This window comes from Labrys sp. 22185, assembly GCF_052045555.1.
GTDB classification, from domain to species: domain Bacteria; phylum Pseudomonadota; class Alphaproteobacteria; order Rhizobiales; family Labraceae; genus Labrys; species Labrys neptuniae.
Genome location: NZ_JBQEPH010000020.1, coordinates 68749 through 81828, shown reverse-complemented (window position 1 = coordinate 81828; position 13080 = coordinate 68749). Strand labels below are relative to the sequence as shown.

Sequence of the window (13080 nt, the reverse complement as noted above, 5' to 3'; positions counted from 1 at the left end):
TCATCGCCTCAATATCCCCTGGGCCGAGGCCAGGGCATGGTGAACTGGTCGCCGCGCCGCACATATTTGTAGCGGTGGAAGGCAAACCACATCGAGACCACGATATAGAACACCATCATGGCGATGAGCTGGGTGCCATAGCCCAGGAACACCGCGAAATAGGCGGTCGAGCACAGCAGGAACAGCACGATCGCCGGCAGCGGATGCAGGGGATGCACATAGCCGCGCTTGATGCTGCCCACCGGCCATTTCCAGCGGAACATCATCACGTTGAACGTCATGTAGGAGTAGCCGAGCAGGCCCGACAGGATCGAGAAGGTCACCACCTGGTCGAGCGGCGCTCCCAGGGCGAAGATCAGGGCGATCGGCACCAGGAAGAAGATCGACCGGAAGGGCGTGCGGTATTTCGGATGCACGGCGCCGAACCAGGCCGGCATGTAGCGATCACGCCCCATCGAGAACCAGGCACGCGAGGCATCGTTGATGCAGCCATTGGCCGAAGCCAGCGTGGCGAAGATGGTGCCCACGAACAACAGGACCATCAGCCCGGTCGAGCCGGTCATGCGGGCCGCGTCGAACAAGGGCGTGGTGGCCTGGCCGAGATATTCCCAGGGCATCAGGCTGACGCAGACATACCAGGTCATGGCGGCGGCGATCAGTAGGGTGATCATGCCGAGCATGGTGCCGAACGGCAGCGAGCGCGCGGGCGAACGCACCTCCTCGGCCGCCTGGCAGGTGCCCTCGATGCCGAGATAGAACCACAGGCCGAAATGCAGCGAAGCAACCACGCCGAGCCAGCCATAAGGCAGGCCCGTCAGCAATTCGGCAGGCTTGAGCAGGTCCTCCGACCAGGGCTTGGCGCCGACGAACAGGAAGACGATGGCGAGGAAGGCGATGGCGGTGATCACCAGGTTGAAGGTGAGCGTGGCATAGACGCCGCGATAGTTCAGCAGGGCCAGGCCCATGATGGTGAGCACGATGAAGGGCTTGTCATGCACCGCATCGAAACCGGCCATGCCGCCCACCGTCTGGATCAGATAGCCAGCAGTGATCGCATTGGCCGCTTCGAGCATGGTGTAGGCCATCACCAGATAGAGGCCGACATTGAAGGCCATCAACGGGCCGACGATGTGCTTGGCCTGGGCATATTGGCCACCGGCCGCGGCGACGGTCGAGGTCACCTCGGAATCGATCATGGCCACGCAGGTATAGAGCAGGCCCGCCGTCCAGCACGCGATCAGGGCCGCGAGCGCCCCGCCCTTGCCGACGGCGAAGTTCCAGCCCATGAACTCGCCGACCAGCACGATGCCGACCCCGAGCGCCCAGACATGGGCGGGGCCGAGCACGCGCAGCAGCGAGATCTTCTCGCCATGGATAACGGTCTGCTGGACATGCGCCGGAGCCCCCGCATTGGAGGTGATCTCGCTCATTTTGCACCTCTATGCGTTGGGTCGATGATCAGCTCATCTTCGATTTCACCCTCACGGGAAGACATCAGCATGTCCTCCGAATAGGTGGCGTTGGTCTTGATGAGGTCGTAGAGCATCCAGGCGCCGATCAGGATCGAGATCGCCCAGGCCGCATATTCGAGAAGATGAAATGTATTCACGGCATCGCCCTCACTTGTCGCCGAAGCGCTCGGCGATCACATCCCGGTATTCCTTTTCCGAGAAGTAGATCAGGAAGCCGAAATAGATCACGATGATCGCCGCAGTGAGCAGGAAGGCCAGCAGCGAGAAGGAATAATCGAAGCGCGAGGCGATGATCGGCGCTGCCGTTTCGGCGGTATAGCCGAGCTTTTCCCACAGCGACTGGGCAAACGACGATTGTCCCATGCCGGTCCAGCTCTTGTCCGAAAAGGTCAGATCCACCTTGCCCCCCCCGGCAAGCCCAAGGGCAATGGGCGCGAACAGGCTGGCGATCACTAGGGCGAGTAGCACGATGGAATCGATGACCTGGCCGAGCGCCGATTGTTCGGGCGGCTGATAGGGTGTCTTGCCTGAAGGTGTCTTGGCCATGTCAGCTCCTCACCGCTTGCTCTTCTTCATTTCATCGATGTAGTGGAGGTCGAGCCCGTAGAGATGCAGCTTGTCCTCGTGATAGTGGCGCAGCAGCGCGATGATCGCGGCCGTATTGAACAGCAGCACCAGGCCCCCGGCGATGAGCAGGGCAATGGTGATGCCCGTCGAGCCGCTGTCGGGCGCTATCTTGAAGAAGACGAAAAGCAGGATGAGCCAGAGGGCGCCGATGGCGCCGAAAGCCCAGGCGCGGTCGCGGCGATACATCACCTCGATCCGCGGATCTTCCGATCCCGGTGTCATTGATATTTCCTCCCCGAATATCGCCTCTGGCGGGTTCGCTTTTGTTACTGAGAGGCAATTTGTTTTTATGCCAGGAAAGTCTGCGCCCGTTGCGCGGCCCCTGTCAAGCGCTTGTCTGACAAGAAACTTCGCATTCGCGACATTCTTTGGCAGATTCACGCCATTTTTCTGAACGTTTAATGCTCGGAAAATTTCTTGCACTTCAGGAAGACCCGCAGCAAGATCACCGGGAGCAGGAGGCGGGCATGAGGGTCCACTGCAGTTTGCGCGTGCGCAGACGATGCCGGAAGGCGGGCGGCGATTCGCCCATCGATCCTGCGCGGCTGGCCGGGGACGCGGCGCTGCCGGGCGAAAAATGCCCTTCGATCGCCTCTCCCTTCAAAAATCGCAGCTTCTTGTCTGGAATCCCGGCCTGTGGTCGCCATATTGGCGGGATAACGAGCGGCATCCAGCTTGTCGCTCGGTGGGTCGCACGATATTTTTTCAAGCGTCAGCCCAATGCAGCCGAGGAGTTGGCTGTCGCACAGCTGGGCAGCCGCAACAGGGTTGCCTTCATACGAGCGGGAACGACTCTCCTCTCGTTACGAGAGAGCGTGTTTTTTCTGAAGCCGGCCGCGGTCTTGGAATTCAGAACGTCCGGCTGCGAGGCAAATGGGAATGAGCGGGGAGGAAGCGCCGAACGCGCCATGCTCTCTGCAGGGACGTGAAAGGAACGAGCATGACGAAGCGGGTGGTTACACCGGCTGTCAGGACAGTGCCGACGCCCACCGCCGGGCGTGGAGGCCAGACGGTCATTGCCCCGACATTGGGCCCCCGTTATGCCGATCCAATCGATCCGGACGATGGCGAAGGCCTGTTCTCGGATGCCTTTCCCACCCGCGAACTGCCGCCCGCCTCCGCCTTTCCGGGCCAGGACCCGCATGCGCTCGGCGGCGCCCGCGACAATATTCTGGAAGTGGCGATCGGACGCGAGGTTCGCTCCTTCCGCAACAAGCTCGGCATCACCGTCGCCGACCTGGCCGCCGCGACGGGCCTGTCGCTCGGCATGCTCTCCAAGATCGAGAATGGCGTGACCTCGCCCTCGCTCACCACGCTGCAGACCCTGTCGCGCGCCCTCGGCGTGCCGGTGACCGCCTTCTTCCGGCGCTTCGAGGAACGGCGCGAGGCGGTGTTCGTCAAGGCCGGCGAAGGCCTCCTGATCGAGCGGCGCGGCACGCGCGCCGGCCATCAATATCGCCTGCTCGGCCACAATGCCGGCAATACCGGCCGCGTGGTGGTCGAACCCTATGTCATCACGCTGACGGAAGAATCGGACGTCTTCCCGCTGTTCCAGCATTCGGGCCTCGAATTCATCTACATGCTGGAGGGCGAGGTGGTCTACCGCCACGCCGACAAGCTCTACCACCTCACGCCCGGCGACAGCCTGTTCTTCGACGCCGATGCCCCGCACGGCCCGGACGAGATGCGCCAATTGCCGATCCGCTTCCTGTCGATCATCTCCTATGCGAAGGATGAGGTCTAACCGGCGCTGGGCGCCGAGCCAGTGGTGCGCAGTGCGACCGGCACGACAGCCCCCGGTGGCGGCGATCCCAATCCGGATCTCCAACAGGACGCAAGCGACATCGTCACGGCCACGACTGCGATCAATTGTGCGCCACTCCAAGAGCCGAAAACAGGATATATCCAGACAAGGAGCCCGATGCCGGCGCAAAGTGCGGATTGGAGAAGCCCCGCCAGGCCGTAACGAAAGAGCAGCCTTGTGCTTTCATCATCACGCGCATCGGAGACAGCACCATGGATGTCCGTGCGCTGGCGCCCATAGAGGTAGCTGAACAAAGGAAGGAGCAGAGCCGTCGCGACGATATGACTGACGGCGATCGCTCCTGACAAATCTCCTCCCTGCGCCGGCCAGACCAGCGGGTAGAGGAGGATCAAATATCCGGCGGCTATGCTGGCGAGAAACGGCGGCCAGATCACCGCTGCCAGTATCCTTTGCGTTTCCGCTCGATTCTTTTGCCTGGCTTGGGACGCTTCATCCGTCTTGGGCGCTTGGATCACGATCAACGTTGCTGTAACGGCCAACAGGGCTGCCACCAAGGCATAGACCAGACCGAACAGCATCATGGAGGGTGCCATTCCTCCGGTTCGGATAAGGTCGACCTGCTGAAGAAACGTTGCCGGAAGTGCCCCAACAAGGGGCGTCAACCAAAGGAACCAGAAGCCGTTGCCCAGCCCCGGCAATCGGAGACGATCGACCAACCACATCAGCAAGGCCGTGCTGCCGACGAAGGTTGCAAGGCCCACCGGAACCGCGATTGCGTCGGTATCGTCGACCACTCCCACGGCCCGCAGGCCAACCATAATGCCGTATCCCTGCATCGCGGTCAGAACGAGCGTTGAAATACGCAGTACATCGTTCCATCGACTTGCATTGCGGCAGGAGGCCTCCTGCCATCGCGCCAGCCGTGGAAATAACAGCTTGGCGATTTCGGCGTGAGCCAAAACCGTGAACAGCGGCATAAGGCCGAGAGAAAAAATGGAGAATCTGGCCATTGAGGGGTCGAGTGAAAATGACGTCATGGAGGCCAGTTTTTCAGCATCGAGACCTGGCAAAGGGATCCAGGGTCCCAGAGCGTAGACCAAGAAGACCACGGCGAATGTCGCTATTGAACTCCCGGACATTTGAGGTGCCAATCGCCGCCGATCCATTCAGGTTCTCCCTGTAATAGCTGGGATCAGCCTTGCCCTTTTTCCCGTCGAGCTCAACTCCCATGAGAAGGACGCTTGACAGCGCCGCTGTCCTCGGCGGAAACTCGTTTGCATACGAACGATTTTCCGCCGTTTCAGCCTGCCTGCGGCGGTTTGCGCCCTCTCCCAGCAGCCATGAGGCTGGACCGGGAGGACGCGAGCCGACACAGTCCAAGAATCATAAAGCCTCCAACATCCAGAGCGGAGACCCTGAATGCGGATCTTGTCTCGACTGGCCCTCGCGGGCACCGTCGCCGTAACCTTGTTCACGGCCCTTCCTTCCCTTGCGGCCGACAGCATCAAGATCGGCGAGATCAATTCCTATTCCGGCCTTCCCGCCTTCACCGAGCCCTACCGCAAGGGCTGGCAGCTCGCGCTGGAGGAGATCAACGCCGCCGGCGGCGTCAACGGCAAGCCGCTCGAAGTGATCTCCAAGGATGATGGCGGCAAGCCCGCCAGCGCCATCACCGCCGCCAACGAGCTCACCTCGAGCGACGGCGCCGTCATGCTGATGGGCACCTTCTTCTCCAATGTCGGTCTGGCCGTCTCCGACTTCGCCAAGCAGAAGGACGTGATGTTCCTGGCAGCCGAGCCGCTGACGGACGCCATCACCTGGTCGAAAGGCAATGCCCAGACCTTCCGCCTGCGCCCCTCCAACTACATGCAAGCGGCGATGCTGGCGGAGGAAGCCGCCAAGCTGCCGGCCAAGAACTGGGCCACGGTGGCACCCAACTACGAATATGGCCAGTCAGCCGTCGCCGTGTTCAAGCAGATCCTCAGCGCCAAGCGCCCCGACGTGAAATGGGTGGGCGAGCAATGGCCGACCCAGGGCAAGATCGATGCCGGCCCGGTGGTGGAGGCCCTCATCGCCACCAAGCCTGACGCCATCCTCAACGTCACCTTCGGCGGCGATCTGGTGAAGTTCGTGCGCGAGGGCTCGACCCGGGGCCTGTTCAAGGATCGGGCCGTGGTGAGCTTCCTCACCGGCGAGCCCGAATATCTCGCCCCCCTCAAGGACGAGGCGCCGACGGGCTGGATCGTCACCGGCTATCCCTGGAATGCGGTGAAAACCCCGGCGCACGAGGCCTTTCTCAAGGCCTACCAGGCCAAGTACAACGATTATCCGCGTCTTGGTTCGATCGTCGGCTACGTCACCATGAAGGCTGCCGCCGCGATCCTCGCCAAGGCCGGTTCGACGGATACCGCCGCGCTGATCAAGGCGGCCGAGGGCCTGCCGCTGGACACCCCTTTCGGGCCGATCAGCTTCCGCGCCATCGACCATCAATCCACCATGGGCGCCTTCGTCGGCAAGACGGGGGTCGCGGACGGCAATGGCGTGATGACCGATTTCGTCTATCGCGACGGCAAGGACTATCTGCCGGATGACGCCGCGGTAAAGGGCATGCGGCCGGCGCCGTGAAGGGCAGGCCAGGCCGGGAAGGGCGGAACAAGCGCCCAAGAAGCCCAAAACGCCGCGGGGCCCCTCCCCCTACCCTCTCCCCGCAAGTGGCGGGGCGAGGGGGACTCCGACCGGCGTCTCGAACTGAAAGCATCCAATCTCGCCCGACCATCGGGCGCGAGGAGCGATCAAAGGATCAATCGCAACGCCTGCGCCCCCCTCGCCCAGTCCTTACGGGGAGAGGGTATGGGTGAGGGGCTGCACCACCGATCAGACAAGCCACCTGATCTCCGACGCTCCCCAATTTGAGGTCTTCGTGGGAACCATCATCGCCCAATTCCTGAGCGGCCTTGCCGGGGCTGCCTCCCTGTTCCTGGTCGCATCGGGCCTGTCGCTGATCTTCGGCGTGACCCGCATCGTCAATTTCGCCCATGGCGCCTTCTACATGCTGGGCGCCTATGTCGCCTGCACGCTTGCCAATGCCTGGTCCGGTCCGCTCGGCTTCTGGCTGGCTCTGCCGGCCGCCGTAGCGATCGTGGCGGTCATGGGCGGCCTGCTGGAGATGACGCTGCTTCGACGGATCTATCGGGCGCCGGAACTGTTCCAACTGCTCGCCACCTTCGGCGTCACCCTGGTGGTACAGGACCTCGTGGTGATCGTCTTCGGCGCCGACGACCTGCTGGGGCCACGCGCGCCGGGCTTGAAGGGCGCGGTCGAGATCGCCGGCAAGGCGATCCCCGCCTATGACCTCTTCCTCATCGCCATGTCACCTTTGGTGCTCGGCCTGATCTGGCTGCTGCTCAACCGCACCCGCTGGGGCATCCTGGTGCGGGCCGCCACGCAGGACCGCGACATGGTCGCCGCCCTCGGCGTCAACCAGAAATGGCTGTTCACCGGCGTGTTCATGCTGGGCGTCGGCCTCGCCGCGCTCGGCGGGGCCCTGCAGATCCCGCGCGACGCCGTCACCCACCAGATGGACCTCGCCATCATCGTCGAGGCCTTCATCATCGTGGTCACCGGCGGGCTCGGCTCCATCGTGGGCGCGCTCGTCGCCGCCATCCTGATCTCCGAGCTCAACGCCTTCGGCATCCTCGCCTTTCCCAAGATTTCCATCGTGCTAATCTTCCTGGTGATGGCGGTGGTGCTGGTGGTCAGGCCCTGGGGCCTGTTCGGCAAGCCGACGAGCCCGCAGCGCTCGGCCTTGGGCCTCACGACACAGCCCTGGCAGCCCATGCGAACGTCCGGACGGCTGCTCATAGCCGCAGCCATCGCCCTTGCCGCATTGCTTCCGCTCGGCGCCAGCCCCTATGTGCTGTCGGTGGGCAGCGAGATCCTGATCTTCGTGCTCTTTGCGGCCAGTCTGCAGTTCCTGGTTTCGGTCGGCGGCCTCGTCTCCTTCGGCCATGCCGCCTTTTTCGGCCTGGGCAGCTATGGCGCCGCTCTGCTGACGACGATGCTGGGCTGGCCAATGGAAGCCGTGCTGCTGGCCGCGCCCCTGCTCGCGCTGGCAGGAGCCGTGCTGTTCGCCGGCTTCGCCGTTCGGCTTTCGGGCGTGTATCTCGCCATGCTCAGCCTCGCCTTCGCGCAGATCTGCTGGTCGATCGCCTCGCAATGGGTCGACTTCACCGGCGGCGACAATGGCATCTTGAGCGTATGGCCGGCGAAATGGGCTGCCAAGCCCTGGGCCTTCTACGAGTTGACCTTGGTTCTGGCCATGCTGGGGGTCGGCCTGCTCAGGCTCGCCACCTTCGCCCCCTTCGGCTTCATGCTGCGGGCCGTGCGCGATTCCGACCTGCGTGCCGAGGCGGTCGGCATCGCCAAGGCGCCGGTGCAATGGGCCGCTTTCGTGCTGGCGGGCCTGCTGGCCGGCGTTTCCGGCGCTCTGTTCGCCTTCCTCAAGGGTAGCGTGTTTCCCGATGCCTTCGGCGTCACGACCTCGGTGGACGGGCTGGTGATGGTGCTGCTCGGCGGCATGGGCCGTGTCTCCGGCGCCGTGCTCGGCGCCGGCGTGTTCAAGACCCTGTCGATCTGGCTGATGAGCGCGACCGATTATTCCAAGCTTGCCATCGGCCTGTTCATCATCGCAGTCGTGGTGGTGCTGCCGCGCGGACTGGCGGGCCTGCGCGATCTCCTGCCGTCTCGAAATCTCTCACGGACCAAGGAGAACCGGCCATGACGGTGCTGCTGGAGGTCCAGGGGCTCGCCAAGACCTATGGCGGCGTCGAGGCGGTGAAGGACGTTTCGCTCACCGTCGCAGCCGGCGAGATGGTGGCGCTGATCGGCCCCAACGGCGCCGGCAAGAGCACCTGCTTCAACATGATCCACGGCCAGATCAAGCCCGATCGCGGCTCCATCCGCCTGTTCGGCCGCGAGACGGCCGGCATGCGGCCCGCCGCGATCTGCCGCCTCGGCGTCGGGCGCACCTTCCAGATCACCGCCACCTTCGCCTCGATGCGGGTGATCGAGAACCTCCAGGTCGCCCTGGCAAGCCATGACGGCATCATCTGGCGCCGCTTTGCCCGCCTCGACCGCTACAAGCGGAAGGAAGCCCAGGCCCTGCTCGACCTCGTCGGCATCGGCGCCCTGGCCGATCATCCCTGCGGCGAGCTCGCCTATGGCGATCTCAAGCGGCTGGAACTGGCAGTGGCGCTCTCCAATGAGCCACGCCTCCTCTTGATGGACGAGCCGACAGCCGGCATGGCGCCGGGCGCGCGCATCGCCATGATGGCCCTGGCGGCCGGCATCGCTCGCCAGCGCGGCATCGGCATCCTGTTCACCGAGCATGACATGGACGTGGTGTTCGAGCATGCCGACAGGCTCCTCGTGCTCGATCGCGGCCGCCTGATCGCCGCCGGCGATGCCGACACCGTGCGCAACGACCCGCAGGTGCGCGCCGTCTATCTCGGCGACGGCACGGTCTTCGCGTCCGCCGCAATCCACGCGCAGGAGCCTGCCCGATGAAGCTGGAAATCGCCGACCTCGACAGTTTCTACGGCCCAGCCCACATCCTGCACCAGGTCTCGCTCGAGATCGGGCCGGGCGAGGTCGTCGCCCTGCTCGGCCGCAACGGCGCCGGCAAATCCACCACCTTCCGCTCGATCATCGGGCTGGTCGCCGACCGGCGAGGTGCCATCCGCCTCGACGGTGCCGACATCATCCGCCTGCCCGTCTATGAGATCGCCCGCCGCGGCATCGGCTATGTACCGGAAGATCGCCGCGTCTTCACCGACCTGACGGTCAGGGAGAACCTGGAAGTCGGCCGCCGCCCCCCACGCCAGAACCTGAAGCCCTGGACGCCGGAACGGCTCTACGAGCTCTTCCCCAATCTCGCCGCCATGCCGGGCCGGCTCGGCGGGCGGATGAGCGGCGGCGAGCAGCAGATGCTCACCATCGCCCGCACCTTGATGGGCAATCCCGCCATCGTGCTGCTGGACGAGCCTTCCGAGGGCCTCGCACCCAAGATCGTCGAGGACATGGCCCGCGCCATCCTGCGCCTCAAGCAGGAAGGGCTGTCGATCCTGCTCTCCGAGCAGAACCTGCATTTTGCCCGTCTGATCGCCGACCGCGCCTACGTCATCGAGAGCGGCATGATCCGCTATTCCGGTACGATGGCGGCGCTGGAAGCCGACAGTGCCGTGCAGACGGAATATCTGGCGTTGTAGCCGGCCCAAGCCGGCAGCACGCAAAGCTCTTCTTCAAAAAAATCTTTGTCTTCGGGAATAAAACGCCGATTGCCGCGATCTGGATCGGCATGGGCTGCCGGCAGCCCCTTCCGTATCCGGAGCGCGAGATGACCCATTCCGACGAACCTCCTTCACCGGATGAGAACGGTGCCGGCCGTCGCTGGCGTAAGAGTCTTGTGGAGATGCCCGCGGTCCCCCGTTACTATCGCCCTGCCCTCGCGCGGCTCGTCCTGCAATTGGCCCTGCTGTCCCTGCCCGCCCTGATCGGGGCTCGGTGCCCGTTTGAAGTCATCGCCGACAACTTCGCCTTCGCGCAGCCCCGGGATTTCAGCTATTCCTGTTCTCGGCCCATGCCTTCTCAGTCCATGCCGATGACCGGCAAGGTTGCGATGCGGTGGGCTACGCATTGATCGAACTGGGATTGGGGCGGGAAGGACGAGCGGCCATGACGGCGCATGCCGGCACGAATCCCGACACCCCATGGCTGCTGCCGGCAATCCGACGCCTGGCCGCATGGTGCCATGGCGTCTGGACCATGGCCGCAAACGGGCAGCCTTCCGCCAGGACGGCAGGGAACGCCGACGCGCTCGCCCGGTTCCAGGCCGTGATGCTGCCGCATCTCGACGCGGCGCATAATCTGGCGCGTTATCTCTGCCGCGATGCCGACACGGCAGAGGACATCGTGCAGGAGGCTTTCCTGCGCGCCTTTCGCGGCTTTGCAGACTATCGGGGCGGCAGCTCGCGCGCCTGGCTCCTGACCATCGTGCGCAATTGCCATCGCTCCTGGTGGCAGGCACGCCAGCGCAGCGTCCGCACAGTGTCGCTCGAAGCCGGTGAAGGCGAGGAGGAGAGGACCGACCTGCCGCATGAGGAGGCGAGTCCCGAAACCGCCTTGCTGCAGCAGGCCGAAGCAAGCGAGATCCGCGCGGTTCTCGACCGCCTGCCCGAAGCCTTCCGCGAAGTCCTGGTCCTCAGGGAAATGGAGGAGCTTTCCTATCGGGAGATCGCCGAAACGATTGCGGCCCCCATGGGCACGGTGATGTCGCGGCTCGCCCGCGCACGCACCCTGTTCGCTGCTGCCTGGAAGAACCGGCAGGCAACGCCGGGAGGAGAGGCATGAGCATGGCCGAGACACCGCACCAGGACTGGGACCGGCTGCTGCAGCTCTATGCCGATGGCGAACTCGACGCTGCCAATGCCCTGCGGGTGGAGGACCATCTCGCCGGTTGCCCCGATTGCACGGCGCGGCTGGCCGAAATCGAGGCGATCCGTGCGATCATCACCCAGGACGGCGTGCGCTGGCCGGCCTCAGCAGCCTTGCATGGCCGGGTGGCGGCGGCCCTGCGCCGCGAAGCCGGCGCTTCCCGGGCTTCCACCCGCGCTGGCCTCGACTGGCGCCTGCTCGTCGACCGTTTCACGCGCTGGAGCCTGCTGCCTTCGCTGGCCGTCCTGGCGGCCTGCGTGCTGTTCGTGACGATGCGCCCCGAACCAGGTCCCTCGCTGGAGGACGAGCTGATTTCCAGCCATGTCCACTCCCTGCTCGCCAATCACCTGACCGACGTCGCTACCTCCGACCAGCACACCGTCAAGCCCTGGTTCAACGGCAAGATCGACTTCTCGCCGCCGGTGGTGGACCTCAAGGCGCGCGGCTTTCCGCTGGTCGGCGGGCGTGTGGACTATCTCAAGGGACGCGTCGTCGCCACGCTGATCTATCGGCGCAGCGGCCATGTCATCAATCTCTTCATCTGGCCTGCCGCGGGCGCCTCTGCCCCAGTCGGGGAGCGCGATGGCTATACGCTCCTGAACTGGACCCAGGCAGGGCTGAATTTCTGGGCTGTCTCAGATTTGAACGAGCCGGAACTGAAGCAATTCCAGCAGGATTTCGCCGAAGCGACACCGAAATGACGCCGGTATTTCGGCCCATCGAAGCCAATTGCCTCACACCTCGCATTGCCGGGCACGTCCCGGCAATGCGGCCAATGCTTCGGGACCGCGAAAATGCCGGCATGCCCGGCTCAAGCCCGGGCATGCCGAGAACAAGTCACCACTACCCCACCGCCCGGCGGTAGAGGTGCCAGGTCGCGTGGCCGAGCACCGGCATGGCCACGATCAAGCCGAGCAATGCGGGGAGCGAACCGAGCACCAGGGCGCAAGCGACGATGAAGCCCCAGGCCAGCATCGGGCCGGGATTGGCGCGCACCACATCCACCGAAGTCCTGACGGCGGTGCCGATCCTCACCTTGCGGTCGAGCAGCATCGGGAACGACACCACGCTGATCGCCAGCACCACCAGGGCGAACAGGAAGCCGGCTCCGACGCCGAGCACGATCATCGCCCAGCCGGCAGGCGTGGTGAAGACATCCGAGACGAAGGCGGAGACCGAGACCGGCAGGGCCGGGCCGAGCGTATAGCGATAGATCAGCGCGGCGACGCCGAGCCAGAGCGCGAAGATCACCGCCAGGATCAGGCTGAGCCCGAGAATGGCACCGAAATTGGGCGAGCGCGCCACGTCGAGCGTATGGGCCCAGGTGGCCTCGAGGCCCTGCTCGCGGCGGCGGCTCATTTCATAGAGGCCGATCGCGGCAACCGGGCCGACGAGCGCGAAGCCCGATACCAGCGGGAAGAGCATCGGCAGCATGCCGTTGCCGAAGGCGAATTGGGCTAGGACCAGGCCGGCAAGCGGATAGATCAAGCCGATGAAGATGACGTCGGTGCGATAGGCGCCGAAATCCTGGAAGCCCTTGGCCAGGACCTCGCGCAGATCGGCAAAACCGATCTGGCGGACGATGGGCGTCGAGGTTTCGAACTGGGCAGCGGGGCGATGCAGGGTGGTGCCAAGGGCGCCCACGCCATTGGCGGCACCGCGGACGGCATCGATACCCCATTCGACGGGATTTCTGATCGTCATGGTCCTACTCCCGAAAGGAAT

15 protein-coding genes are annotated in these 13080 nt (G+C 64.4%); 9 read left to right on the top strand and 6 right to left on the bottom strand.

Annotated elements, in window-relative coordinates:
• Positions 1-8 precede the first annotated feature (8 nt).
• The 4 genes from ACTJKX_RS28030 to ACTJKX_RS28015 are packed head-to-tail and all read right to left on the bottom strand — an operon-like array spanning position 9 to position 2321.
• The gene (locus tag ACTJKX_RS28030; protein WP_394312558.1) at positions 9-1430 is read right to left on the bottom strand and encodes an APC family permease; all 1422 of its coding nucleotides are present in this window, start codon (positions 1428-1430) and stop codon (positions 9-11) included.
• On the bottom strand, positions 1427-1609 hold the full coding sequence (locus ACTJKX_RS28025; RefSeq protein WP_068296597.1) for a hypothetical protein: 183 nt from the start codon (positions 1607-1609) through the stop codon (positions 1427-1429). Before ACTJKX_RS28025 ends, ACTJKX_RS28030 begins: the two co-directional genes overlap by 4 nt.
• Before the next feature lie 10 nt (positions 1610-1619).
• On the bottom strand, positions 1620-2018 hold the full coding sequence (locus tag ACTJKX_RS28020) for a hypothetical protein (RefSeq protein ID WP_394312560.1): 399 nt from the start codon (positions 2016-2018) through the stop codon (positions 1620-1622).
• Positions 2019-2027: 9 nt separating this feature from the next.
• On the bottom strand, positions 2028-2321 hold the full coding sequence (locus ACTJKX_RS28015) for a hypothetical protein (RefSeq protein WP_068296585.1): 294 nt from the start codon (positions 2319-2321) through the stop codon (positions 2028-2030).
• A gap of 179 nt (positions 2322-2500) precedes the next feature.
• Here ACTJKX_RS28015 and ACTJKX_RS28010 point away from each other — a divergent pair, with 179 nt between their 5' ends.
• Positions 2501-3028, top strand: coding sequence for a hypothetical protein (locus ACTJKX_RS28010; RefSeq protein WP_394312562.1), 528 nt, complete (start codon positions 2501-2503; stop codon positions 3026-3028).
• Positions 3029-3039: 11 nt separating this feature from the next.
• Positions 3040-3843 carry a helix-turn-helix domain-containing protein gene (locus tag ACTJKX_RS28005; RefSeq protein ID WP_245314995.1) on the top strand — a complete coding sequence of 268 codons (804 nt, stop codon included), beginning with the start codon at positions 3040-3042 and terminating at the stop codon, positions 3841-3843.
• On the opposite strand, the gene ACTJKX_RS28000 is transcribed toward ACTJKX_RS28005, so the two are convergent.
• The gene (locus ACTJKX_RS28000) at positions 3840-5030 is read right to left on the bottom strand and encodes a hypothetical protein (protein ID WP_440727250.1); all 1191 of its coding nucleotides are present in this window, start codon (positions 5028-5030) and stop codon (positions 3840-3842) included. The genes ACTJKX_RS28005 and ACTJKX_RS28000 overlap by 4 nt on opposite strands.
• A 253-nt stretch (positions 5031-5283) precedes the next feature.
• Between ACTJKX_RS28000 and ACTJKX_RS27995 the strand changes: the two genes are divergently transcribed.
• The 7 genes from ACTJKX_RS27995 to ACTJKX_RS27965 all read left to right on the top strand — a co-directional run bounded on the left by ACTJKX_RS27995 (position 5284) and on the right by ACTJKX_RS27965 (position 12056).
• Entirely contained in the window at positions 5284-6489 is a 1206-nt protein-coding gene (locus ACTJKX_RS27995; RefSeq protein WP_440727249.1) for an ABC transporter substrate-binding protein, read from the top strand.
• A 295-nt stretch (positions 6490-6784) separates the two neighbouring features.
• Positions 6785-8644, top strand: a complete 1860-nt coding sequence (locus ACTJKX_RS27990; RefSeq protein WP_440727248.1) for an ABC transporter permease — start codon at positions 6785-6787, stop codon at positions 8642-8644.
• Positions 8641-9429: an ABC transporter ATP-binding protein gene (locus ACTJKX_RS27985; RefSeq protein ID WP_440727247.1), complete on the top strand. Its 789-nt coding sequence runs from the start codon at positions 8641-8643 to the stop codon at positions 9427-9429. Before ACTJKX_RS27990 ends, ACTJKX_RS27985 begins: the two co-directional genes overlap by 4 nt.
• A complete protein-coding gene (locus ACTJKX_RS27980; RefSeq protein ID WP_440727246.1) occupies positions 9426-10130 on the top strand; it encodes an ABC transporter ATP-binding protein in 705 nt (234 codons plus the stop codon). Before ACTJKX_RS27985 ends, ACTJKX_RS27980 begins: the two co-directional genes overlap by 4 nt.
• Positions 10131-10258: 128 nt before the next feature.
• Complete coding sequence (locus ACTJKX_RS27975; RefSeq protein ID WP_394312570.1) at positions 10259-10561, top strand: hypothetical protein; 303 nt, start codon at positions 10259-10261, stop codon at positions 10559-10561.
• Between the two features lie 35 nt (positions 10562-10596).
• Positions 10597-11271, top strand: coding sequence for a sigma-70 family RNA polymerase sigma factor (locus tag ACTJKX_RS27970; RefSeq protein WP_440727245.1), 675 nt, complete (start codon positions 10597-10599; stop codon positions 11269-11271).
• Positions 11268-12056: an anti-sigma factor family protein gene (locus ACTJKX_RS27965; protein ID WP_440727244.1), complete on the top strand. Its 789-nt coding sequence runs from the start codon at positions 11268-11270 to the stop codon at positions 12054-12056. Before ACTJKX_RS27970 ends, ACTJKX_RS27965 begins: the two co-directional genes overlap by 4 nt.
• A gap of 142 nt (positions 12057-12198) precedes the next feature.
• Here ACTJKX_RS27965 and ACTJKX_RS27960 read toward each other — a convergent pair whose 3' ends face one another.
• Positions 12199-13059: a DUF2189 domain-containing protein gene (locus ACTJKX_RS27960; RefSeq protein WP_367623848.1), complete on the bottom strand. Its 861-nt coding sequence runs from the start codon at positions 13057-13059 to the stop codon at positions 12199-12201.
• Between the last annotated feature and the right edge of the window lie 21 nt (positions 13060-13080).